At 65.6% G+C, this 23013-nt stretch carries 21 protein-coding genes; 17 read left to right on the top strand and 4 right to left on the bottom strand.

Annotated features, from left to right (window positions below; all coding sequences use genetic code 11):
- The first annotated feature begins 249 nt into the window (after positions 1-249).
- The 7 genes from uvrC (at position 250) to LPJ38_RS10580 (ending at position 6519) form a co-directional block, all read left to right on the top strand.
- On the top strand, positions 250-2304 hold the full coding sequence (gene uvrC, locus LPJ38_RS10610; protein WP_145641404.1) for an excinuclease ABC subunit UvrC: 2055 nt from the start codon (positions 250-252) through the stop codon (positions 2302-2304).
- A gap of 97 nt (positions 2305-2401) precedes the next feature.
- Positions 2402-3019 (top strand): CDP-diacylglycerol--glycerol-3-phosphate 3-phosphatidyltransferase, encoded by a 618-nt coding sequence (pgsA, locus tag LPJ38_RS10605; RefSeq protein WP_060734879.1) that lies wholly within the window; start codon positions 2402-2404, stop codon positions 3017-3019.
- On the top strand, positions 3016-3267 hold the full coding sequence (moaD, locus tag LPJ38_RS10600; protein WP_145641401.1) for a molybdopterin converting factor subunit 1: 252 nt from the start codon (positions 3016-3018) through the stop codon (positions 3265-3267). The genes pgsA and moaD overlap by 4 nt, the downstream gene beginning before the upstream one ends.
- Positions 3268-3270: 3 nt before the next feature.
- The gene (locus tag LPJ38_RS10595; protein WP_145641399.1) at positions 3271-3753 is read left to right on the top strand and encodes a molybdenum cofactor biosynthesis protein MoaE; all 483 of its coding nucleotides are present in this window, start codon (positions 3271-3273) and stop codon (positions 3751-3753) included.
- Entirely contained in the window at positions 3753-4712 is a 960-nt protein-coding gene (gene prmB, locus LPJ38_RS10590; RefSeq protein ID WP_145641396.1) for a 50S ribosomal protein L3 N(5)-glutamine methyltransferase, read from the top strand. Before LPJ38_RS10595 ends, prmB begins: the two co-directional genes overlap by 1 nt.
- An 88-nt stretch (positions 4713-4800) precedes the next feature.
- Positions 4801-5388 (top strand): phage holin family protein, encoded by a 588-nt coding sequence (locus tag LPJ38_RS10585; protein ID WP_145641394.1) that lies wholly within the window; start codon positions 4801-4803, stop codon positions 5386-5388.
- Positions 5389-6519 (top strand): YihY/virulence factor BrkB family protein, encoded by a 1131-nt coding sequence (locus LPJ38_RS10580; protein WP_145641391.1) that lies wholly within the window; start codon positions 5389-5391, stop codon positions 6517-6519.
- 43 nt (positions 6520-6562) lie between these two features.
- Here the strand turns inward: LPJ38_RS10580 and LPJ38_RS10575 are convergent, their stop codons facing one another.
- Entirely contained in the window at positions 6563-7402 is an 840-nt protein-coding gene (locus LPJ38_RS10575; protein WP_145641389.1) for a class I SAM-dependent methyltransferase, read from the bottom strand.
- A 330-nt stretch (positions 7403-7732) separates the two neighbouring features.
- On the opposite strand from LPJ38_RS10575, the gene LPJ38_RS10570 reads away from it, so the two are divergent.
- On the top strand, positions 7733-9220 hold the full coding sequence (locus tag LPJ38_RS10570; RefSeq protein WP_145641386.1) for an EAL domain-containing protein: 1488 nt from the start codon (positions 7733-7735) through the stop codon (positions 9218-9220).
- Positions 9221-9235: 15 nt separating this feature from the next.
- Positions 9236-10090, top strand: coding sequence for a TIGR01459 family HAD-type hydrolase (locus LPJ38_RS10565; RefSeq protein ID WP_145641383.1), 855 nt, complete (start codon positions 9236-9238; stop codon positions 10088-10090).
- Between the two features lie 170 nt (positions 10091-10260).
- Here LPJ38_RS10565 and LPJ38_RS10560 read toward each other — a convergent pair whose 3' ends face one another.
- Positions 10261-10656 carry a response regulator gene (locus LPJ38_RS10560; protein ID WP_008567674.1) on the bottom strand — a complete coding sequence of 132 codons (396 nt, stop codon included), beginning with the start codon at positions 10654-10656 and terminating at the stop codon, positions 10261-10263.
- Between the two features lie 227 nt (positions 10657-10883).
- On the opposite strand from LPJ38_RS10560, the gene LPJ38_RS10555 reads away from it, so the two are divergent.
- The 7 genes from LPJ38_RS10555 (at position 10884) to arfB (ending at position 19880) form a co-directional block, all read left to right on the top strand.
- The gene (locus LPJ38_RS10555; protein WP_145641380.1) at positions 10884-11855 is read left to right on the top strand and encodes a bifunctional riboflavin kinase/FAD synthetase; all 972 of its coding nucleotides are present in this window, start codon (positions 10884-10886) and stop codon (positions 11853-11855) included.
- A 204-nt stretch (positions 11856-12059) separates the two neighbouring features.
- Complete coding sequence (ileS, locus tag LPJ38_RS10550; protein ID WP_145641378.1) at positions 12060-15059, top strand: isoleucine--tRNA ligase; 3000 nt, start codon at positions 12060-12062, stop codon at positions 15057-15059.
- Positions 15060-15066: 7 nt separating this feature from the next.
- Positions 15067-15561, top strand: coding sequence for a signal peptidase II (lspA, locus tag LPJ38_RS10545; protein ID WP_145641376.1), 495 nt, complete (start codon positions 15067-15069; stop codon positions 15559-15561).
- Between the two features lie 93 nt (positions 15562-15654).
- Positions 15655-16380, top strand: coding sequence for a hypothetical protein (locus tag LPJ38_RS10540; protein WP_145641373.1), 726 nt, complete (start codon positions 15655-15657; stop codon positions 16378-16380).
- 202 nt (positions 16381-16582) lie between these two features.
- Entirely contained in the window at positions 16583-17974 is a 1392-nt protein-coding gene (locus LPJ38_RS10535) for a M16 family metallopeptidase (RefSeq protein ID WP_404438559.1), read from the top strand.
- Entirely contained in the window at positions 17971-19338 is a 1368-nt protein-coding gene (locus LPJ38_RS10530) for a M16 family metallopeptidase (protein WP_167520733.1), read from the top strand. Before LPJ38_RS10535 ends, LPJ38_RS10530 begins: the two co-directional genes overlap by 4 nt.
- 125 nt (positions 19339-19463) lie before the next feature.
- Positions 19464-19880, top strand: a complete 417-nt coding sequence (gene arfB, locus LPJ38_RS10525; RefSeq protein ID WP_061846616.1) for an alternative ribosome rescue aminoacyl-tRNA hydrolase ArfB — start codon at positions 19464-19466, stop codon at positions 19878-19880.
- A gap of 61 nt (positions 19881-19941) precedes the next feature.
- Here the strand turns inward: arfB and LPJ38_RS10520 are convergent, their stop codons facing one another.
- A complete protein-coding gene (locus LPJ38_RS10520) occupies positions 19942-20247 on the bottom strand; it encodes a hypothetical protein (RefSeq protein ID WP_145641366.1) in 306 nt (101 codons plus the stop codon).
- A 315-nt stretch (positions 20248-20562) separates the two neighbouring features.
- Between LPJ38_RS10520 and mutL the strand changes: the two genes are divergently transcribed.
- Positions 20563-22377 carry a DNA mismatch repair endonuclease MutL gene (mutL, locus tag LPJ38_RS10515; protein ID WP_145641363.1) on the top strand — a complete coding sequence of 605 codons (1815 nt, stop codon included), beginning with the start codon at positions 20563-20565 and terminating at the stop codon, positions 22375-22377.
- A 78-nt stretch (positions 22378-22455) separates the two neighbouring features.
- Here mutL and rsmD read toward each other — a convergent pair whose 3' ends face one another.
- Positions 22456-23013 (bottom strand): 16S rRNA (guanine(966)-N(2))-methyltransferase RsmD, encoded by a 558-nt coding sequence (gene rsmD, locus LPJ38_RS10510; RefSeq protein WP_145641361.1) that lies wholly within the window; start codon positions 23011-23013, stop codon positions 22456-22458.

The raw sequence follows: 23013 nt of genomic DNA, 5'->3' as shown, positions 1-23013 counted from the left end.
ACACTCCAACGCAACTGCCGTCCCCGCGATGCCCGCGCCGCGCCGCCGCGCGAGGCCAGACCGCATAGTTACGGAACCACCACTTTTTCGCGTAAGATTTATCGAGAGTTTTAAGTTAAAGGGCTGTTAAGCGGGGTTACCGCGCTGTTAACAGGCTTAAGCAAGCGTTACCGGGAACTGCGCCGCCATCCTGTGCGTGCGCCACGGCCGGAACTTCAAATCGGCACCCCCAGCGCCTAAATTCGCACTATGATTCACGATTCCCCTGACAATCCGGACGATGCAGGCGTGCGCAAGCCCGTGCGCGCCACGGCATCAGACGTCCCGGCCGATGCCCCCCCGGACTTCGACCCCGCCACCTCCGGCGACGACGAGGACGATGCGCGGCTGCCCGACATTCTGGAAGAGAGCGGCGCGGTCGGCGAGGGCCCGCTGGCGACCGGTCACGAGGCGATCGAGCGCGCGGTCAGGCTCGCGCCCACCTCGCCCGGCGTCTATCGCATGCTCAATGCGAATGCCGACGTGCTCTATGTCGGCAAGGCCAAGAACGTCAAAAAGCGGCTGTCCAACTACGCGCGCCAGAGTGCGCCGCAGCCGGCGCGCATCCTGCGCATGATCGCCGCCACGATGACCGTGGAGATCGTCTCGACCAACACCGAGACGGAAGCCCTGCTGCTGGAAGCCAATCTCATCAAGCAGCTGCGGCCGCGCTTCAACGTGCAGCTGCGCGACGACAAGTCGTTTCCCTACATCCTGATCACCGGCGACCATTGGGCGCCGCAGATCCTCAAGCACCGTGGCGCGCAGACCCGGCCCGGCCGCTATTTCGGCCCGTTCGCCTCGGCTGGCGCGGTGAACCGGACCATCACGGCACTTCAGCGCGCGTTCCTGATCCGCTCCTGCACCGATTCCTTCTTCGAGAGCCGCACCCGGCCGTGCCTGCTCCACCAGATCCGCCGCTGCGCCGGCCCCTGCACCCGCGAGATCGATTTCGGCGGCTATACGACGCTGGTACGCGAGGCGACCGACTTCCTGTCCGGCAAGAGCCATGCGGTGAAGCAGGAGCTGGCCGGCGAGATGGAGAAGGCTTCCGGCGAGCTCGAGTTCGAGCGTGCCGCGCTCTACCGCGACCGCCTCGCCGCGCTGTCGGCGATCCAATCGCAGCAGGGCATCAATCCGCGTACGGTCGAGGAAGCCGACGTGTTCGCCATCCACCAGGAGGGCGGCTTCTCCTGCGTCGAGGTGTTCTTCTTCCGCACGGGACAAAACTGGGGCAACCGCGCCTATTTTCCGCGGGCGGAGAAGACTTACACGCCGGAGGAAGTGCTGGGGTCCTTCCTCGCCCAGTTCTATGACGACAAGCCGCCGCCGAAGAACATCCTGCTCTCGCACGAGATCGAGGAATGCGAGCTGCTCGCCAATGCGCTCGCGATCAAGGCCGGCCACAAGGTCGAGGTCGCCGCGCCCAAGCGCGGCGAGAAGAAGGAGCTCGTTACGCACGCGCTGACCAATGCGCGCGAGGCGCTGGGCCGCAAGCTCGCCGACACCGCGACGCAGAGCCGCCTGCTGGAGGCCATCGCCGCGACGCTGAACCTGCCCCATGCGCCCAAGCGCATCGAGGTCTACGACAACAGCCACATCCAGGGCACCAACGCGGTCGGTGCCATGATCGTCGCCGGTCCCGACGGTTTCGTGAAGAACCAGTACCGCAAGTTCAACATCAGGTCGGAAGGGATTACGCCCGGCGACGACTTCGCCATGATGCGCGAGGTGCTGGAGCGCCGCTTCAAGCGCCTCATCAATCCGCCCGAGGAAGGCACGGCCAAGGCCAAGGACGACGATTTCCCGCAATGGCCCGACCTCGTCATCATCGACGGCGGCCGCGGCCAGCTCAACGCCGTGCGCGAGATCTTCGCCAATCTCGGGCTGACCCAGGTGTCGCTGATGTCAGTGGCCAAGGGCCCGGACCGGGATGCCGGCCGCGAGACCCTGTTCATGCCGGAGCGCGAGGCGATCAAGCTGGAGCCGCGCGATCCCGTGCTCTATTTCATCCAGCGGCTGCGCGACGAGGCCCACCGCTTCGTCATCGGCTCGCACCGCAAGCTGCGCAAGAAGGACATCCGCGAGGCCGGTTTGCAGGAGATTCCGGGCATCGGCCCGTCACGCAAACGTGCCTTGCTGCATCATTTCGGAACCCTGAAGGAGATCGAACGGGCCTCGATCGCCGATCTCGGCAAGGTTCCGGGGGTGAGCGCCGAGAGCGCGCGCAGGATTTTCGAATATTTTCATCCCCGGCCGGGATGAATTAAAGGGGGACCGCAGTCATATGATCGTCGTGTCCGCACCTCATTTGGGGCGCGGGACGGTTGACGTTCAGGCAGCAGCGGTATTGGTAGGACGGATGAACATCGCCACCACACGAGGGACGACCAGCCGCGCGATGTCCCTCCCCAACATCCTGACCTATGGCCGGATCGCCGCGATCCCGGTCGTGGTCGGATGCATCTATGCGCAGTCGATTCTGGATCAGCCGCTCTGGCTGCGCTGGGTGGCGGTGGCCATCTTCATCGGCGCCGCGGTGACCGATTACCTTGACGGCTATTATGCGCGGATCTGGAATCAGCAATCGGCGTTCGGCCGAATGCTCGACCCGATCGCCGACAAGCTGCTGGTCGCATCGTGCCTATTGATGCTGGCCGCGGACGGCATCATCCATGGCTGGTCGCTGTGGGCTGCCATTGTGATCCTGTGCCGCGAGATCCTGGTTTCGGGCCTGCGCGAATATCTCGCCGCACTCCGCGTCAGCGTGCCCGTGACCAAGCTCGCCAAGTGGAAGACCACGGTCCAGCTCGTCGCGATCGGCTTCCTGCTCGCCGGCCCGGCCGGCGATGAGGTCGTGCCGGTGGTCTCGATGATCGGGCTGGCGCTGCTGTGGGCTTCGGCGATCCTCACCATGTACACCGGCTACGACTATTTCCGCGCCGGCATCCATCACCTCATCAAGGAGGACGAGGGATGAAGGTGAAATATTTCGCCTGGGTGCGCGAGCGCGTCGGCAAGGCCGAGGAGACCATCGAGCCGCCCGCGAGCGTGCGCACCGTCGAGGAGCTGATCGCCTGGCTGTCCGGCCAGAGCGAGGCCTATGCCTACGCCTTCGAGAAGCCGAAAGTGATCCGCACCGCGATCGACCACGCCCATGTCAAGCCGGACACCGCGATCGCGGGCGCCCGCGAGATCGCATTCTTCCCGCCGATGACCGGCGGCTAGGCCATGACCTCCCCTGCCACCGCCTGCCCCGTCACCATCCGCATCCAAGAGGACGATTTCGACATCGCCCACGAGATCGCGATCCTGACCAGGAGCCGGACCGACATCGGCGCAGTCGTGAGCTTCTCCGGCATCTGCCGGGCCGACGAGGACAGCGCAAAAATTTCGGCGCTCACCCTCGAGCATTATCCCGGCATGGCGGAAGAAGAGATCGGGCGCCATGTCAGTGAAGCGACCGCGCGCTGGCCGCTGAACGGCGTCACCGTGATTCACCGCGTCGGCCGCTTCATGCCCGGACAGAACATCGTGCTGGTGCTGACCGCCTCGCAGCATCGCCAGGCCGCGTTCCAGGCCGCCGAGTTCCTGATGGATTACCTCAAGACCAGCGCGCCGTTCTGGAAGAAGGAAGAGAGCGAAGCCGGCACCGGCTGGGTCGAAGCCCAGACGCGCGACGACGAAGCCGCCGCACGCTGGACGAAATCCTGATGGCCAAAGCATCGAAAAAGACCGCGCGCGGGCGCGCGGCGCCAAAACCTGCCAAGGTCGGTCCGGGCGAGCTCCTCACGCTGCTCGATTTCGTCCGCTATGGGGTGAGCCGCTTCGTCGAAGCTGAGCTCGCCTTTGCCCATGGTACGACCGATCCGGTCGCCGAAGCTGCCTTCCTGGTGAGCGAGGCGCTGCATCTCAATCCCGAGCAGTTCGAGACTTTTGCCGGCGCGCGCGTTACGGTCGCCGAAGGCAAGTCCATTCTCGATCTCATCCATCAGCGCGTCACCACACGCAAACCGGCCGCCTATCTCGTCAACAAGATCTACATGCGCGGCCTGCCCTTCTATGTCGACGAGCGCGTCATCGTTCCGCGCTCCTTCATCGGCGAGCTCATGGACTCGCATTTCGGCGGTGAAGAAGGCGCCGGCGCGCTGATCGACGATCCCACGGGGGTCGAGCGCGTGCTCGATCTCTGCACGGGATCGGGATGCCTCGCCATTCTCGCCGCGCATCATTTCCCGAACGCCGCCGTCGATGCCGTCGACATCTCCAAGGGCGCGATCGAGGTCGCTACGCGAAATGTCGGCGACTACGGGCTCGAGCACCGGATCAGCCTGTACCGCGGCGACCTGTTCGCGCCGCTCGGCGACAACAGGTATGACCTGATCATCACCAATCCGCCCTACGTCGATGCCGAAGGCATGGCGGCGCTGCCGCCCGAATGCCGGGCCGAGCCTAAGCTCGCCTTCGACGGTGGCGCCGACGGCCTTGACGTGGTGCGCCGGATCCTGCGCGAGGCGCCCGATCACCTCACGCCCGGTGGCGGGCTGATCTGCGAGATCGGCCGCGGCCGTGACCTGGTCGACGAGGCCTTCCCGGAACTGCCGCTGCTCTGGCTGGACACGGAGGACTCCGAGGGCGAGGTGTTCTGGATCGCAGCCGCCGATCTCGGCTGATCGTCACGACAGGCGCGCTGCTTCGGAACAAGTCAAATATCGCCACGTTCATCTTCCGACGAATTTCTAGACGTCGGAGGATGACCGCATGCTCGCGCCATCGGGCGAATTGCTGCGCGCCGGCATGGCGCTCAAGCTCAACCATCTCAAGCGCGCCGCGCAATCCTACATGCGTGACCGCACCAGCCAGGCGACGGGACGGGCGACGTCCTACGCTATAGCGGCAGGCCTGTTCGCCGTGGCCGGACTGTTCGCGGTTGCGACCTTCTTCGTCGGCCTGATGGCGCTGTACCGCTGGGTGGCCATCACCTACGGGCAATTCTGGGGTTTTGGCGCCGTCGCCGCCGTGCTGCTGGTGCTGGCCGGAATCTGCGTTGGCGTCGCCATGGCCATGATGAAGCGGCCTACCAAGCCGATCGTGCCGCTTGCGAGCCGCATGCGCGTAGCGATCGCGAGCCCACGGATTCCGCGCGGAACGGTCAAGCAGGCGGTGAAGGAGGTCGCGACGACGATCCCCCTGGCCCCGTTTGCACCGGGCGAACGCGCCCACGGCAGACACGCCGGATCGATTCGCACCAACCGGCCCGTGCAGCTTGGCCTGATGCTCGCTGCGATTGGCCTTGCGGGGTTCACGGCGGCGCGCCGCAGGCGTCACGGTCAAAGATTGGACGCCTGAATGCTGGTGCGGCGCTCCGAACAGATCGACTCCTGGCTGCTGGTGGCGGCAACAGCCGTCTTCGTGCTGAGCGCGGAGCGCTACTTTCAGAACTCCGGCCTGGTCCCGCCTGGACCTCCTCAAGAAAATCGCAAAGGCGAGGCGAATTCACCGGAAACGCATCCGGCGGGCGCAGCCGTGGAGCCCGGCCGCGGCCGTCACGCGAAGAGTCCGTTCACGATCCCCTGGGCGGGCTGGAAGGATATTTTCTGGCGCACCTATCAGCGCATCGACGAGGATCGCCTGCTGGCGACCGCCGGCGGCGTCGTCTTCTTCGGCCTGCTCGCGATCTTCCCCGCCGTCACCGCGCTCGTCTCGTCCTATGCCCTGTTCGCCGATCCCTCGACGATCAGCTCAAATCTCCACACGCTTGCGACGATGCTGCCCGAGGGATCGTTCCAGATCGTCGAGGACCAGGTCGCGCGCGTGCTGTCGAACGCCAATACCACGCTCGGCATCACCTTCCTGTTCGGCCTTCTGCTGGCCATCTGGAGTGCCAATGCCGGCGTCAAGGCGATCTTCGACGCCCTCAACGTCGCCTATGAGGAGCGCGAGAAGCGCAGCTTCATCAAGCTCAACATGGTGTCGCTGGCCTTCACGGTCGGGGGCATCGTAGCGCTGCTGCTGATGGTAGGGGCCGTGGTCGCCTTCCCGCTCGCGCTCAATCATCTCGGCATGGCGCCCGAAAGCAAGCTGATCGTCGCGCTGGCGCGATGGCCGGTCCTGTTCCTCATCCTGCTCGTGGCGCTTGCAATCCTCTATCGCTTCGCACCCAGTCGCGATGCGCCGCGCTGGCAATGGCTGAGCCTCGGCGCCGTCACGGCCGCCATCCTCTGGATCGCCGGCTCGGCGCTCCTGTCCTGGTATCTCTCGGAATTCGCCAATTACAACGCGACCTATGGCTCGCTCGGCGCGGCGATCGGCCTGATGACCTGGATGTGGATGTCGGCCATCGTGATCATGTTCGGGGCCGAGCTGAACTCGGAGATCGAGCGGCAGACCCTGCGCGACACGACCACCGGGCAGCCGAAGCCGCTCGGCACCCGCCAGGCCGTCTCGGCCGATACGGTCGGCGCCGCCGCGCCGGCCTGAAGGACGGTCAGGCCGAGTTCGTCCGGCCTGACCGAGTGGCATCTCAGCGTTTGGTGATGATGGCTTCCAGATACTCGCTGTGCACGACGATCGTCCCGTCGTCGGCATGGTTGAACTCGCCGAGCAGCGCCAGGAGATCGCGCTTCAGCGCCGCCTGGCCAATCTCGTCGAGGGCGGCAAACGCCTTCAGCGTCGGACCGTAGAACGTCTTGAAAACGTCGAGCCAGTGGTCCGGCGAGCGATAGCGGAACACGAACATGCGCTGCTCGGCCGTGATCTCCGAAGCCTTGTTTCCGAACATCTCGTCAAGCCGCGCCTTGGTGCCCCACAGAGCCGGTGACTTTACCCCGGCCGGCGGCGGCAGATGCTTGCCGATTGTCTTGAACAGCTGACCGATGAAACCCTGGAGCGTCCAGTTGGCGAGGCCGATCTTGCCGCCGGACCTGCAGACGCGCGCGAGCTCGGACGCCGCCTTGTCCTGATCCGGCGTGAACATCACGCCGAAGGTCGAGAGCACGACATCGTAGCTGGCGTCGGTAAACGGCAGCGCTTCGGCATCCGCCTCGCGGAACTCGACCGTGAGATGTTCGGCCGCTGCGCGCTCGCGCCCCCGCGCCAGCAGTGCCGGCACGAAGTCGGTCGACGTGACGTCACACCAGCGCCGGGCGGCGGCCAGCGTCGCATTGCCGTTGCCGGCGGCGACGTCCAGCACCTTGCTGCCGGCGCGGATGTCAACGGCCTCACAGAGCTGCTCGCCGACGATCTGCAAGGTGGTTCCGACCACGGCATAGTCGCCCGACGACCAGGCGCCGTGCTGGCGCTGCTTGACGGCGGTGAGGTCGGGCTGGGGAACGGTCGGCTTGAGTGCGGCGGCTGTCGACATGGGTCATCTCCTGGGGTTGGAAACGCAGGAACGATACGGCGCAGGCGGCTCGCTGGCCTTGAGAGCGGCGTTATTTTACGCTGAGAGCACCTTGATTTCCGACCGGAGCCAGGGGCGCGTGACGTTTCAGGTCGAGGATTTCCATACTCGACCCGTTCGCGGCGAATGCGCCCACGCGGGCACCCTTGTCGCGCTCGAGGCCCGCTATCCCCTCGAATCAACAATGATGGTAAGGTCATGGGGCTTGGGGGAACATGAGACATGACGGGTCGGACGGCGGCCCGTGTTTTCCCGGGTGAGACAGTCAGATCTTGAGGCGTAACGCGCGGCATGATTCGCATTTCGACGATCTTCATCGCCATCTGCATGGTTCTGGTCGCGGCCTCGCTCGGGCTGGTGCTCTATTCGGTCGCCGGCATCAGCGGAACCGAATCCGCGATCGTGGCGCTGACGGCGCTGACCTTCCTGATCCTCTACAATGCAGTTTCTATGCGGCTGCGCGATCGCAGTGACGTCGGCGGCCAGATCGCCGACCTCTCGCGCGGTACCGCCGACCTCGCCCGCCAGGTGGCCGAGTTCGGCCGCCGGCTGGCTGCGATCGAGGGACGCATCGCCTCGTCCAATTCGACCAACTCCGACCGCATCCAGTCGGTGGTCGGCGAGATCAACGAGCTCGGCGGACTGGTCAAGCAGCTCGCCACCACCGTGTCGGCACATGAGGACCTACTGGCTGGCAGCGCGCCGGCCCCAACCCCGGCCTCGGCCCAGCAGGAGCCGGCGGCGTCGCTCGACCTGATCGCGACGATCGACGAACGGCCCGCTGCGCCGGCACCACTGCCCGCGGCGCCCCCGCCTGCAGCGCCTCCGCCTGCCGTGGCGCAGTCGCGGCCCGCGCCGGCTGTTCCGCCCCAGATGGTCAACGGACGCAACCAGACTCAATTGCTGGCGGCGCTTCGCAACGCGATCGACGAGAACCGCATCGACATCTTCCTCCAGCCGATGGTGACGCTGCCGCAGCGCAAGGTGCGGTTCTACGAGGCCGTGACACGGCTGCGCGACGAACGTGACCAGCTCATCGCGGCCGAGGAGTTCATCAGCATCGCGGAGGCCTCCGGGCTGATCGGGCGCATCGACAACATGGTGATGCTGCGCTGTGTGCAGGTGCTGCGGCGCCTGATGGTGCGCAACAAGGACGTCGGCGTGTTCTGCAACGTCGCGGCCTCCACGCTCGGCAACTCCACCACCTTCGCGCAATGTCTCGACTTCCTCGAAGCCAACCGTGCGCTGGCGCCCTCGTTGGTGCTGGAGTTCAAGCAATCGACCTTCCGCAACCTCGGCCCGGCCGAGTCCGAGAACCTCGCCGCGCTCGCGCAGCGCGGCTTCCGCTTCTCGATCGACCATGTCACTGATCTGCGCATCGAACCGCGCGAGCTCGCCGACCGCGGCGTGCGCTTCATCAAGGTGCCGGCCACGCTGCTGCTCGATCCGAGGCAGGCCTCGGCCTCGGACATCCATCCGTCGGATCTCTCCGACCTGCTCGGCCGCTTCGGCATCGACCTGATCGCCGAGCGGATCGAAGGCGAGCGTGCGGTGATCGATCTGCTCGATTATGACGTGCGATTCGGCCAGGGGTTCCTGTTCGCACCACCCCGGCCATTGCGGCCCGAAGGGGCATCTGCTACCGGCGGGGCCTCGCCGAACCAGGCGCAGGACATCCAGGGATCCAATGGCTCCGCCACACCCAGCTCAGGCGCGACCTCTTCGGCGCCTCCGCCGCAGCGCATCACCGGCAACGCAGCGCTTGCGCGCCGCATCTGATCGGCCGCACGCATCATGACCACACTGCACTTTGCGCAAAGCCTGCGCGAGCTCGTGGGCGGGGTCGATGTCGTGCTCAGCGACATCTGGGGCGTCGTCCATAACGGGCTCGAATCCTTCCCCGAGGCCTGCGAGGCACTGCATACCTATCGCAGCCACGGCGGTACGGTGATCCTGATCACCAACGCGCCGCGTCCGGCCGACTCCGTGCAGCGGCAATTGCGCAAGCTCGGCGTCGCCGACGAGACCTATGATGCGATCGTCTCGTCCGGCGACCTGACCCGGCTCTATGTTGCCGAGCATCCCGGCCGCAAGATGTTCTGGCTCGGGCCCGAGCGCGACAACTCGATCTACCGCGGCCTCGATGCGAAGACCGCGCCGCTGGAGGACGCCGATTACATCGTCTGCACCGGCCTCTACGACGACGAGACCGAGACGGCGGAAGATTACCGCGGCATGATGCTCAAGGCGCGCGAGCGCAAGCTGACGCTGGTTTGCGCCAACCCCGACATCGTGGTTGAACGCGGCGACCGGCTGATCTATTGCGCCGGCGCCATCGCGGAGCTCTATCGCGAGCTCGGCGGCGAGGTGATCTTCTACGGCAAGCCGCACCGGCCGATCTATGAGCGCGCGATGGCGCTCGCCGGGGAACGCCAGGGCCACACGATCGACCGGAAGAAGGTGCTGGCGATCGGCGATTCCGTCCGCACCGACTTAACCGGCGCGCGCGAATTCGGCATCGACTGCCTGTTCGTCACCCGCGGCATCCATGCCGAGGAGTTCGAGGGCCTCGACCAGTTGGACCCGAATTCGGTGATGGAATTGTTCGGCCATCCGCCGAAGGCGCTGATGCGCGAATTGAAGTGGTGACGGTGGCCGCTTGAAGGACGTCGGCTCAGGCGAAGCTCTAAGCTCCAGACATCGTCATGGCCGGGCTTGACCCGGCCATCCACATCCTTCTGCTGTCCAAGAACGTAGATGCCCGGGACAAGCCCGGGCATGACGATCTCGACAGATAATTGTCTAGGTTCAGGCAGCGCTTACGCGCTCGCCATGTCCGGGAAGACCGCTTCGATCTTGGTCTTCAGCGTCGCCGCGTTGAACGGCTTGACGATGTAATTGTTCACGCCGGCCTTCTTGGCCGCGATCACGTTCTCGGTCTTGGATTCGGCCGTGATCATGATGAAGGGCGTGGTGGCGAGGTTCGGATCCGCGCGCACTTCGCGCAAGAGGTCGTACCCCGTCATCGGCTCCATGTTCCAGTCGGAGATCACGAGCCCGTACTTCTTGCCGCGCATCTTGTTCAGCGCTGCCGAACCGTCGCTGGCATCATCGATGTTCTCGAAGCCAAGCTGCTTCAGCAGATTCCTGATGATACGGATCATGGTGCTGTAGTCATCCACCACAAGAACCGGCATCGACAAATCAACCGCCATCTCGACTCCCCCAACGCAAACCCAGGAACATTACGATCGGACCTGCCCAGGCCGGAGCCCGGCAGTTCCACGCTCAAGGACTAACACCAAGGCGTTAAACAGCGCGTTAACTGCGGGCGCCCCCAAGGGCTGAATCGCATTCGAGGCAGGCCCACCCTCCCGCTTGACTTCATCCGGCCGGTCGCGCCACGGTCCCGGCCGGTCCTGCCGCTTCGAGAATTCCCCTGATGGCTCCGCATTTTACCGTAATCCGCGACACCACGCCGGACTCCGCCATTCCAAGGGGCGCCGTGGTCGCCATGGGCAATTTCGACGGCGTTCATCTCGGCCATCGCGCCGTGATCGCAGCCGCCCTGGACATGGGCCGGGCGCATGGCCGTCCTGCCCTGGCCCTGACCTTCGAGCCCCATCCGCGGCGTTTTTTCAGCCCCAACACCCCGCAATTTCGCCTGACGGACGAGACCGCCAAGCTGCGGCTTCTGGCCGGCACCGGGCTTGCCGGCGCCGTGGTCATGACCTTCGACAAGGCGCGCGCCGGCACCTCTGCGCAAGATTTCATTCACCATGACCTGATCGGCCGCCTTGGCGTCAGCGGCATCGCCGTCGGCTACGACTTCCATTTCGGCAAGGGCCGGGTCGGCTCGCCGAGCCTTCTGGTCAACGAGGCCCCGCGGCTCGGCATCGAGGTCGACGTGCAGGCGCATGTCGATATCGACGAGCGGCCGGTCTCCTCCAGCGCGATCCGGATCGCGCTGGCCGAAGGCCAGCTCGATGAAGCCACCACCATGCTGGGTGCCCCTTGGTTCATCACCGGCGAGGTGATCCATGGCGAGAAGCGCGGCCGAGATCTCGGCTATCCCACCGCCAATATCCGTCTGGACGCCAATTGCGGCCTGAAGCACGGCATCTACGCCGTGCGGGTCGGCCGCGGCGCCGAACGGCTCGACGGCGTGGCGAGCTTCGGCCGCCGCCCGACTTTCGACAATGGCGCGCCGCTGCTCGAAATCTTCCTGTTCGACTTCAAGGGCGATCTTTACGGCCAGGCACTCGACTGCGCCTTCATCGGCTTCATCCGCGAAGAGCTGAAATTCGACAGCCTCGAGGCCCTGATCCGCCAGATGGACGACGATTCCGCCCGCGCCCGCGCCATGCTGGCGGCCGCCCCGGGTGCATTTCCGCGGCTCGGGACCATCGACTGAGCCTCAAACCGGCCCCTCCGACCTTTGCGCTTCCCCTGGCCCCCTGCTATGGAGTGCCCATGTTTGCGCGGCGCATCATAGGGATTAGCGGCCCGGCTTCCGCCTGAGCCCAAAGCTCGGCGCAAGACCGGGATTGTGTCGTTTCACCCCGCGATTTCCCAATCGCCATCCGTTTTTCCGCGCCCTTCCGAGCCAGTCAGCCTCATGTCCGAAAAGCCGCAAAAGTCCGACACCAAAGACTATTCGAAAACCCTGTTCCTGCCGCAAACCGAATTCCCGATGCGCGCTGGCCTGCCGCAGCGCGAGCCGGAGCTCTTGAAATACTGGAACGACATCGGCCTCTACGACAAGCTGCGCCAGGAAGCCCGGGGCCGCGCCAAATTCGTGCTGCATGACGGCCCGCCCTACGCCAACGGCAACATCCATATCGGGCACGCGCTGAACAAGATCCTCAAGGACGTGGTGACCAAGAGCCAGCAGATGCTCGGCTTCGATTCCAATTACGTGCCCGGCTGGGACTGCCACGGCCTGCCGATCGAATGGAAGATCGAGGAGGAGAACTACCGCTCCAAGGGCAAGCAGAAGCCCGACTTCCGCGATTCCGCCGCGATGGTGGCGTTCCGCAAGGAGTGCCGCGCCTATGCGACGCACTGGATCAACGTGCAGCGCGAGGAGTTCAAGCGGCTCGGCATCATCGGCGACTGGGATCATCCCTATCAGACCATGACGTACCCGGCCGAGGCGCAGATCGCGCGCGAGCTGATGAAATTCGCGGCCAACGGTACGCTCTATCGCGGCTCCAAGCCGGTGATGTGGAGCGTGGTCGAGAAGACCGCGCTGGCGGAGGCCGAGGTCGAGTACGAGGACCACACCTCCGATACGGTGTGGGTGAAATTCCCGATCACCTCGCCGGCGCATGGCGCGCTCGCCAATGCATCCGTGATGATCTGGACCACCACGCCCTGGACGCTGCCCGGCAACCGCGCCATCTCCTTCTCGCCCAAGATCGCCTACGGCCTCTACAAGGTGACGAATGCGCCCGCGGACAATTGGACGAAGGCCGGCGACCTGCTGATCCTGGCCGACGCGCTCGCCGCGGAGGTGTTCAAGCAGGCGCGCGTCACGGCCTATGAGAAGGTGCGCGACATCCCCGGCGACACGCTGGATGCGGTCGAATGCGCCCATCCGCTGAAGGGATTGGCCGGCGGCTACGACTTCATCGTGCCGCTGCTGGCTGGCGACCACGTCACCGACGACACCGGCACCGGCTTCGTGCACACCGCACCCGGCCACGGCCGCGAGGACTTCGATGTCTGGATGGCGAGTGCCCGTGAGCTCGACGGACGCGGCATCAACACCACGATCCCCTACACCGTCGACGAGAACGGCGCCTACACCGCACAGGCTCCCGGCTTCACCGGAAAGCGCGTGCTCAACGACAAGGGCGAGAAGGGTGACGCCAACGAGGCCGTCATCAAGGCGCTCGCCGAAAGAGGAATGCTGCTCGCGCGTGGCCGGCTGAAGCACCAGTATCCGCATTCCTGGCGCTCGAAGAAGCCGGTGATCTTCCGCAACACGCCGCAATGGTTCATCGCGATGGACAAGGACATCAGCGACAACGGCCATGCCAGGAAGGGCGACACGCTGCGCGCCCGCGCGCTGCACGCGATCTCGGTGACGCAATGGGTGCCGCCGGCGGGAGAGAACCGCATCAACGGCATGATCGCCAACCGTCCGGACTGGGTGATCTCGCGTCAGCGCGCCTGGGGCGTGCCGATCGCCGTATTCGTGCGCGAGAAGGGCGACGGCTCGGCCGAGATCCTGCAGGACGAGATCGTCAACCAGCGCATCACCGAGGCCTTCATGGAGGAAGGCGCCGACGCCTGGTACATGGAGGGCGCCCGCGAGCGCTTCCTCGGCTCCCGCGCGAGCGAAGACTGGAAGAAGGTCGACGACATCTGCGACGTCTGGTTCGATTCCGGCTCCACGCACGCCTTCGTGCTCGAGGACCGGCAGAACTTCCCGCAGCTCGGCAACATCGTCCGCAAGATCGACGGTGGCAACGACACCGTGATGTATCTCGAGGGCAGCGACCAGCATCGCGGCTGGTTCCATTCCTCGCTGCTGGAAAGCGCGGGCACGCGCGGCCGCGCGCCCTACGATGTCGTGCTGACTCACGGCTTCACGCTGGACGAGAACGGCCGCAAGATGTCGAAGTCGCTCGGCAACACCGTCGAGCCGCAGAAGGTGATCAAGGATTCGGGGGCGGACATCCTCCGCCTGTGGGTCTGCGCCACCGACTATGCCGACGACCAGCGCATCGGCCCAGAGATCCTCAAGAACACCATCGAGACCTATCGCAAGCTGCGCAACTCGATCCGCTGGATGCTCGGCACGCTGCATCACTTCAGGGCGAGCGAGAAAATCGCCTATGCCGAGATGCCCGAGCTCGAGCGCTTGATGCTGCACGAGCTGGCCGGCCATGCCGAGACCATTCGCCAGGCCTATGCCGCCTTCGACTACAAGACCGTGGTCGCGAGCCTCTCGGCCTTCATGAATTCCGAGCTGTCGGCGTTCTATTTCGACATCCGCAAGGACACGCTTTACTGCGATCCGCCGTCCTCGGTGGCGCGCAAAGCGGCGCTTACCACGATCGAGATCCTGTGCGATGCGCTCCTGAAATGGCTCGCGCCGATCCTGAGCTTCACGACTGACGAAGCGTGGCGGATGTTCCGGCCCAATGCGGAGCCCTCGGTGCATCTGACGCTGTTTCCCGAGGGCCTCGAGAATCTGCGCGACGACAAGCTCGCGGGAAAGTGGGAGACGATCCGCAACGTCCGCCGTGTCGTCACCGGCGCGCTCGAAGTTGAGCGCGCCGCCAAGAACATCGGCTCCTCGCTGGAGGCCTCGCCGGTGATCTATGTCGCCGACCGGGACATGTTGATGACGCTATTCGACGTCGATCTCGCCGAGGTCTGCATCACCTCGAATTACGAGGTGCGCGAGGGCGATGCGCCGGCCGGCGCCTTCCGTCTCGACGCCGTGCCGGGTGTGGCGGTCGTCGTCGAGAAGGCCGTCGGCACGAAGTGCGCCCGCTCCTGGAAGATTTCGCCGATGGTCGGCGAAGATTCCGAATACCCCGATGTCACCCCGCGCGACGCGCAGGCACTGCGTGAATGGAAGGCGTTGGGGATGGGAGTCTGATCCCGGCATGACCCCGCTCCGCGCCGGCATTCTCGCTGCCCTGATCACGCTCGTGCTCGATCAGGCTTCGAAGCTCTGGCTGCTGAACGTGTTCGAGCTCGCCCGCCGCGGCGTGGTCAAGGTCACGCCGTTCTTCGATCTGGTGCTGGCCTGGAACATCGGCATCAGCTTCGGCTGGCTCCAGAACGACAGCCAGGCGGCGCAGCTCGCGCTGATGGCCGTCAAAGGTATCGCGGTGGTCGCGCTCGCGGTCTGGATGGCCCGCTCGCACACCCTCCTGGCCACGATCGCGCTCGGCCTGATCATCGGCGGCGCCATCGGCAACGGCATCGACCGTCTGGCCTATGGCGCGGTGGTCGATTTCGCCCTATTCCACATCGATATCGGCGGAAAGATCTACAATTGGTACGTATTTAACCTAGCCGACGTGGCCATCGTTGCTGGGGTGGCGGCGCTATTGTATGATTCCTTCCTGGGGGTACCCGCCGCAAAAGCGCCCTGATCCCGGTCGATACGACCGGCTGGTGGAACCCGCTTTTGCAGGGGCCAGCCGTATGCGAGCGACAATCTGCCACAATATGGAACAGGTACAGTAATGCGCAGCGCGAAGACCAGCGGTTCGATGGTGCGAGACCCCCAGTCGGGGTTCTGGCGGGCATTGAAATTGTCCGCTGTCGTGCTCGGCATCGGCCTCGTCATGTCGGCCGGCGCGGCCCGCGCCGGTGACGACGAGGATGAGGATGACGGGATGACCTTCGAAGAGAAGATCATCGACAATCTGATGTCCGGCATCGGCGCCAAGAGCATGGAGAAGAAGGGGATCGAGTACCGAGAGCGCTCGCCGCTCGTCGTGCCGCCCAAGCTGGACCTGCCGCCTCCCGCGACCCAGGCCAAGGCCGCACCGAACTGGCCCAAGGACCCCGAGGAAAAGCGCCGCAAGGAAGCGATTGCCGCGCGCAAGAAGGCGACCAAGGAGACGGAAAACTGGCAGGTCGCCCGGCCGCTGACGCCCGCAGAAATGAAGGCCGGCGAGGTCGCGGCAGCGCCCCGCACCAGCAACGATCCGATTCAGCCGGGTACCAACGGCAACCCGTCGCTCAGCCCGGCGGAGCTCGGTTTCTCCGGTGGTCTCTGGAACATGATGAAGGGCGGCAACAGCACCGAAGAGAAGAAATTCACCAGCGAGCCGCCGCGCCAATCGCTGGTTGAGCCTCCGCCCGGCTATCAGACGCCGTCGCCGAACTACGCCTATGGCGCCGGGCCGGACAAAACGCGGCGGACCTATTTCGACATCATGTCGGGCAAGGACAAGGAACAATAGCGTTCCCGTCGCGCTGCGACATCCTGACAGAATCGAACCTCGTCCCGGCGGCTCGCGCACGCCGGACGCGGTCCTTAAATTGCTTATCAGTAACTTGCCTAGGCGTTGAGTTCTCTGCTTCGTGACGCGAAGCCTCAGCCGCACGGTGTACCATGCCGTGCTTCCGAGCCGGACATCCGGAACTCGGCCTCTCATAAGGATGATGATGTCCTCATACCGATCGGCTGCCTGCCTCCTTGCCGCGCTTTCAACCAGTGTCCTGACGGCTGGCGCGTCCCTCGCCCAGACCACGGTGACGTCGCCTCCGCCCGCCAGCTTCACGCTCAGCAACGGCATGCAGGTCGTGGTGATCCCGGATCGCCGCACGCCCGTTGTCACGGAGATGATCTGGTACAAGGTCGGCTCGGCCGACGAGACGCCGGGGAAATCCGGGCTCGCGCACTTTCTCGAGCACCTGATGTTCAAGGGCACCTCGAAGCATCCGGCCGGCGAATTCTCCCAGACCGTGCTGCGTGTCGGCGGCAATGAGAATGCCTCGACCTCGGTCGACTACACCAACTACTTCCAGCGTGTTCCGAAAGAGCAGCTGCCGACCATGATGGAGTTCGAGGCCGACCGCATGACCGGCCTGGTCCTCAAGGACGAGAACGTGCTGCCCGAACGCGATGTCGTGCTCGAAGAGTACAACATGCGCGTCGCCAATAATCCGGACGCGCGGCTCAACGAGCAGATCATGGCCGCGCTCTATCTCAACCATCCCTATGGCCGGCCGGTGATCGGCTGGCACCAGGAGATCGAGAAGCTCGACCGAGAGGACGCGCTCGCCTTCTATCGCCGCTTCTACGCACCGAACAACGCGATCCTGGTGATCGCCGGCGACGTCGACGCCGCAGAAGTCCGTCCGCTGGTCGAGCGCAATTTCGGCTCCATCCCGGCCCAGCCTGCCATTCCCGCACGCCGCGTGCGTCCGCAGGAGCCGGAGCCGGCCGCGCCGCGCACCGTCACGCTGGCCGACCCGCGCGTCGAGCAGCCGAGCATGCGGCGCTATTATCTCGTGCCCTCCGCAACCACGGCTGCGGCCGGCGAGAGCGCGGCCCTCGACGTGCTCGCGCAACTGATAGGCAGCGGCAGCAACTCCTATCTCTACCGCGCCCTCGTCGTCGACAAGCCGCTCGCGGTCTCCGCCAACGCCAGCTATTCCAGCATCTCGCTCGATCCGACGCAGTTCGCGATCTCGGCCGCGCCGAAGCCTGGCGTCAGCTTCGCCGAGGTCGAGCAGGCGGTCGACGGCGTCATCGCCAATGTCGCGCAGAACCCGATCCGCGCCGAGGATCTGGAGCGGGTCAAGACCCAGCTCATCGCGGAAGCGATCTACGCCCAGGACAATCAGGCCGTGCTGGCCCGCTGGTACGGCGGCGCACTGACCACGGGCCTGTCGATCGAGGACATCAGGAGCTGGCCCGACCGCATCCGCGCGGTCACGGCCGAGCAGGTCCGCGCGGCTGCGCAGAAATGGCTTCAGAAGAAGCGCTCGGTGACAGGCTATCTGATCAAGGACACTGCGGCTGCCAAGCCCGAGGAGAAGCGTTCGTGACCTATCCTTTTCTCCGACGCATTGCATTCTCCCTTGCCACCGGCGCAACGCTTGCGCTCGCCGCGGTCTCGCCGTCGCAGGCAGCCGCAAAGATCCAGCGCCTGGTCTCGCCCGGGGGCATCGAAGCCTGGTTCGTGCAGGACGCAACGGTGCCGCTGATCGCCATGGAATATTCTTTTACCGGCGGCTCGGCCCAGGACCCCAAGGACAAATCGGGCGTCGCCAACCTGGTCGGTGACCTCCTCGACGAAGGCTCCGGCGATCTCGACTCCAAGACGTTCCACGAGCGGCTCGACCGCCGCGCCATCGAGCTCTCCTTCAACGCCACCCGCGACACCTTCCGCGGCAGCCTGCGCATGCTGCGCGACAACAAGGACGAGGCGTTCGATCTGCTCAGGAGCGCGCTGACCTCGCCGCATTTCGATACGGCCGACGTCGAACGTATCCGCTCGCAGGTCATCTCGGGCCTGCGCCGCGAGACCACCAACCCGACATCGCTGGCGAGCCGCAAATTCCTGGAAGTTGCCTTCGGCAGCCATCCTTACGGCCGGCAGACCAACGGCAATCTCGACAGCGTGCCGACCATCACCGTCTCCGACATGAAGGATTACGTCCGCCGCGTGCTCGCCAGGGACGGCCTGAAGGTCGCGGTCGTCGGCGACGTCGATCCCGCGACGCTCGGCAAGCTGCTCGACCACACCTTCGGCAGCCTGCCCGCCAAGGCCGACCTCACGCCGGTCCCGGATGTCGAGGCCGCCAAGCCGCCGCAGCGCGCCTTCGTGACCCTTGACGTGCCGCAGACCGTGATCACCTTCGGCGGGCCCGGGGTGAAGCGCAGCGATCCCAACTTCATGGCTTACTACGTGGTCAACCACATCCTCGGCGGGGGCGGATTTTCCTCACGACTCTATCGGGAGGTCCGCGAGAAGCGCGGGCTGGCCTATTCCGTGTATGAATCGCTGCTGTGGATGGAGCACTCTGCGCTCTTCATCGGCAACACCGGCACGCGCGCCGACCGCGCCGGCGACACCATCGACGCCATCGAGAAGGAAGTCCGCCGCATCGCCGAGGAGGGTCCGACACAGAAGGAGCTCGACGAGGCCAAGTCCTACCTCAAGGGCTCGCAGATGCTGGCGCTCGACACCTCCTCCAAGCTGGCGCAGGCGCTGCTGCAATACCAGCAAGACAAGCTGCCGATCGACTACATCGAGAAGCGCAATGCCATCATCGATGCCGTGACGCTCGATGACGCCAAGGCCGCCGCCAAGCGGCTGTGGGGCCAGGGCCTCCTGACGGTCGTCGTCGGCCGAGCCCCGCAGGCCGCCGCTCAGCCGGCGGCAGCACCGGTGACGAAGTCGAACTGACCGACTGGCTCAGGTCCGGTACGTCTCCTGAAATGGCCGGGCTCGCCCGGCCATTTGCGTTCCAGCTCCACCATTGCCGAACCTGGACGTCCGCGATATGTCCGGACATCACGAATGGTGCCATCATGCTGCGGATATCCCGCGATCTCGTCATCGACGAGGACGACATCGAGATTGGTTTTGTCCGCGCCTCCGGGCCCGGCGGGCAGAACGTCAACAAGGTCGCGACCTCTGCGCAACTGCGCTTCGACACGCGCAAACTGACCCTGCCGGAGGATGCCGCCATCCGGCTCGCCCGCATCGCGGGTCAGCGTATGACCAAGGACGGCGTGATCGTGATCCACGCCCAGCGCTTCCGCACTCAGGAGCGCAACCGGCAGGATGCCATCGACCGGCTGGTCGAGATGCTGCGCGAAGCCATGGTGCGTCCCATTCCGCGGCGCGCGACGCGGCCGACCTTTGCGTCCAAGCAGCGGCGGCTCGAAGGCAAAAAGCGGCGTAGCGACGTCAAAGCCGGCCGCGGCAGCCGCTTCGACGATTAGCACACGCAGCCAAAAGAACTCCGGCCGCAGAGCGACCGGAGTTCTGCCATTCCACTTGAGACTAGTAGCGCTTGGACGGGGCAGCACCGCCCGTCGTGGCATCGTCGGCAGTCCCCTTGTGCGCAGCGCTACCCGTGGTGCCCGTGCCCCTGGTGCCCTTGGTCGACTTCATGCCGGCCTTTTCGCCCGCCGCACCCGGCTGAGCATTCATCTCCTCATCGCCGCTTCCCATCGTGCTGCCTTGCATGGGTTTGCCTTGCACGGTGCCGCCCGGCTTGGCGGTGGGAGGCGCGCTTTGCGCGAGAACCGGCGTCGCAATGAGGGCCGACAGAGCGCATGCGATCATCGAGGTCTTCACCAACTTCATCCATTTCTCCTGGATTGTTCGCGATGAATGGCCCGGCGGCTCCCGCGCCGCTCGTCTGCACCGGACCATTGCATCGCGTAAAGAAGCGAGCGGCGCGACCATCATGCAATGCGCTTCGTGTGGTGATCGTTTAGGGATTTGACGGCGGTTTCGCGGAATTGCGCTCCGCATATAAGGCAATCGGTGCACGCGTGCTGCATCCGCGTGGACCGATCAAACGCTGAAGATTCCCACATTTGGTATGTGGGAAGATCGACCTTCCCCATGCATTTGTTGTCAAGCAGCATTAGATTGAGCTATTCGCCGAGGGAACCCATGCCCGTCCGCCAGCTTCCAGAGCAAGTCGTCAACCGCATCGCGGCCGGCGAGGTGGTCGAACGCCCGGCGAGCGTGGTCAAGGAGCTCGTCGAGAACGCGATCGATGCCGGCGCGAGCCGGATCGACGTCTTCACCGACGGCGGCGGGCGACGGCGGATCGGCATCACCGATGATGGCGGCGGCATGACCGCGAAGGATCTCGCCCTCGCGGTCGAGCGCCACGCCACCTCCAAGCTCGACGACGAGGATCTGCTCCAGATTCGCACGCTCGGCTTCCGTGGCGAGGCACTGCCCTCGATCGGCTCGGTCGCGCGTCTGTCCATCACCACGCGGCATGCGAGCGAGCCGCATGCCTGGGCGCTGTCCGTCGAAGGCGGCGAGAAGTCCGACATCATGCCGGCGGCGCTGGCGCATGGCACCCGCGTCGAGGTCGGCGACCTCTTCTACGCGACGCCGGCGCGGCTGAAATTCTTGAAGACCGACCGCACCGAGGCGGAAGCGATCCGCGAGGTGGTGCGGCGGCTGGCGATGGCGCGGCCCGACATCGCATTTACGCTGGCGGGCGAGGAGCGCGCGCCGGTGACCTGGGCTGCGGCGCTGCCCGGCGCCGCCGGCCGCCTGACGCGGCTCGGCGATATCCTCGGCGCGGAGTTCCGCAGCCACGCCATCGAGGTCCATGCCGAGCGCGAAGGCGTCGTCGTCGCCGGCTATGCCGCGGCGCCAGCGCTGACCAAGGCCAACGCGCTCGGGCAATATCTCTTCGTCAACGGCCGGCCGGTGCGCGACAAGCTGATCCTGGGGGCGGTGCGTGCCGCCTATTCCGACTATCTGCCGCGCGACCGCCATCCGGTGCTGGCGCTGTTCGTCACGCTCGACCCGCGCGAGGTCGATGCCAATGTGCATCCCGCCAAGACCGAGGTGCGCTTCCGCAATGCGGGCCTCGTGCGCGCGCTGATCGTGCACGGATTGAAGGAATCCCTCGCGCGTGAGGGCCGTCGCACGGCTGCCAATAGCGGCGAGAGCGCCTTGTCCGCGTTCCGGCCCGCCTTCACATCACAGCGTCCGGCAAGCTGGGACTGGCGCGCCTCGCCTTCCGCCCCGGTCGCGCCGATGCCGTCATTCGAAGGCTCCGCCGCGCCGTCTTTCGCCGAGCGCACGCAGGCCGCCTTCGATGTCGGTGCGCCCAGCGCGGACGTGCGGATCGAGACGCAGCCCGTCGGCGATCTCGTCGACCGCCCGCTCGGCGCCGCGCGCACGCAGATCCACGAGACTTATATCGTCTCGCAGACCCGCGACGGCCTCATCATCGTCGACCAGCATGCCGCGCATGAGCGCATCGTCTATGAGCGGCTCAAGGCCTCGCTTGCCGCCAACGGCGTGCAACGGCAGATCCTGCTGATCCCGGAGATCGTCGAGATGGATGAGGCGACGGTCGAGCGCCTGCTCGAGCGCAGCGAGGAGCTGACGTCCTTCGGCCTCGCCATCGAATCCTTCGGCCCCGGCGCGGTCGCGGTACGCGAGACGCCTTCGCTGCTCGGCAAGACCAACGCCGGCGGGCTGCTGCGCGATCTCTCCGAGCACATGGCCGAATGGGACGAGGCGCTGCCGCTCGAACGCCGGCTGATGCATATCGCGGCGACCATGGCCTGCCACGGCTCGGTGCGCGCGGGGCGCCGGTTGCGGCCAGAAGAGATGAACGCCCTGCTCCGCGAGATGGAGGACACGCCGAACTCCGGCCAGTGCAATCACGGCCGGCCGACCTATGTCGAGCTGAAGCTGAGCGACGTGCAGAAGCTGTTCGGGCGGAGGTGATTCGATGCCGTAGGGCGGGTTAGCGCAGCGTAACCCGCCTCTTCTGCATCCACAGCGACGATAGCGGATTACGCTGCGCTAATCCGCCCTACGCAGAAACACGAACTCCGTGTCGTCATAAGCCCGCCGCTCCAGCTCCTCATATCCGTCCGGCGTCGCGAACTGCTCGGCCTTGGCCTCCTCCACCACCAGCAGCGCGCCCGGCGTCAGCCAGCCACCGTCACGCAGGCTCGCCAGCGCCTTCTCCGCAAAGCCCTTGCCGTAGGGTGGATCGAGGAACACCAGTGAGAACGGCTCGACGGGATGCGCGGGGCCGAGGTCGGTCGCATCGCGGCGATAGACTTTTGTGACGCCGCCAAGGCCGAGCGACTCGACATTGTTGCGCAGCAACGCCCGCGCTTCCGCGCCATTGTCGACGAACAGCGTGAACTTCGCGCCGCGAGACGACGCCTCGATGCCGAGCGCGCCGGTGCCGGCGAAGAGATCGAGCACGCGCGCATCCACAATCGGATCGTCATAGGCGTGCACGAGGATGTTGAACACGGCCTCGCGCAGCCGGTCCGCCGTCGGGCGGATGTCGCGCGAGGACGGTGAGGCGAGATTGCGCCCCTTCAAGCGACCGCCGACGACGCGCAA

The organism is Bradyrhizobium daqingense (assembly GCF_021044685.1).
GTDB lineage: Bacteria > Pseudomonadota > Alphaproteobacteria > Rhizobiales > Xanthobacteraceae > Bradyrhizobium > Bradyrhizobium daqingense.
This window is presented reverse-complemented; position numbering and strand designations above follow the sequence as displayed.

Excerpts from the sequence above, each read along its gene's own strand:
- uvrC (WP_145641404.1), top strand. The coding sequence starts at position 250 with ATGATTCACGATTCCCCTGACAATCCGGACGATGCAGGCGTGCGCAAG.
- pgsA (WP_060734879.1), top strand. The coding sequence starts at position 2,402 with ATGAACATCGCCACCACACGAGGGACGACCAGCCGCGCGATGTCCCTC.
- moaD (WP_145641401.1), top strand. The coding sequence starts at position 3,016 with ATGAAGGTGAAATATTTCGCCTGGGTGCGCGAGCGCGTCGGCAAGGCC.
- LPJ38_RS10595 (WP_145641399.1), top strand. The coding sequence starts at position 3,271 with ATGACCTCCCCTGCCACCGCCTGCCCCGTCACCATCCGCATCCAAGAG.
- prmB (WP_145641396.1), top strand. The coding sequence starts at position 3,753 with ATGGCCAAAGCATCGAAAAAGACCGCGCGCGGGCGCGCGGCGCCAAAA.
- LPJ38_RS10585 (WP_145641394.1), top strand. The coding sequence starts at position 4,801 with ATGCTCGCGCCATCGGGCGAATTGCTGCGCGCCGGCATGGCGCTCAAG.
- LPJ38_RS10580 (WP_145641391.1), top strand. The coding sequence starts at position 5,389 with ATGCTGGTGCGGCGCTCCGAACAGATCGACTCCTGGCTGCTGGTGGCG.
- LPJ38_RS10575 (WP_145641389.1), bottom strand. The coding sequence starts at position 7,402 with ATGTCGACAGCCGCCGCACTCAAGCCGACCGTTCCCCAGCCCGACCTC.
- LPJ38_RS10570 (WP_145641386.1), top strand. The coding sequence starts at position 7,733 with ATGATTCGCATTTCGACGATCTTCATCGCCATCTGCATGGTTCTGGTC.
- LPJ38_RS10565 (WP_145641383.1), top strand. The coding sequence starts at position 9,236 with ATGACCACACTGCACTTTGCGCAAAGCCTGCGCGAGCTCGTGGGCGGG.
- LPJ38_RS10560 (WP_008567674.1), bottom strand. The coding sequence starts at position 10,656 with ATGGCGGTTGATTTGTCGATGCCGGTTCTTGTGGTGGATGACTACAGC.
- LPJ38_RS10555 (WP_145641380.1), top strand. The coding sequence starts at position 10,884 with ATGGCTCCGCATTTTACCGTAATCCGCGACACCACGCCGGACTCCGCC.
- ileS (WP_145641378.1), top strand. The coding sequence starts at position 12,060 with ATGTCCGAAAAGCCGCAAAAGTCCGACACCAAAGACTATTCGAAAACC.
- lspA (WP_145641376.1), top strand. The coding sequence starts at position 15,067 with ATGACCCCGCTCCGCGCCGGCATTCTCGCTGCCCTGATCACGCTCGTG.
- LPJ38_RS10540 (WP_145641373.1), top strand. The coding sequence starts at position 15,655 with ATGCGCAGCGCGAAGACCAGCGGTTCGATGGTGCGAGACCCCCAGTCG.
- LPJ38_RS10535 (WP_404438559.1), top strand. The coding sequence starts at position 16,583 with ATGATGTCCTCATACCGATCGGCTGCCTGCCTCCTTGCCGCGCTTTCA.
- arfB (WP_061846616.1), top strand. The coding sequence starts at position 19,464 with ATGCTGCGGATATCCCGCGATCTCGTCATCGACGAGGACGACATCGAG.
- LPJ38_RS10520 (WP_145641366.1), bottom strand. The coding sequence starts at position 20,247 with ATGAAGTTGGTGAAGACCTCGATGATCGCATGCGCTCTGTCGGCCCTC.
- mutL (WP_145641363.1), top strand. The coding sequence starts at position 20,563 with ATGCCCGTCCGCCAGCTTCCAGAGCAAGTCGTCAACCGCATCGCGGCC.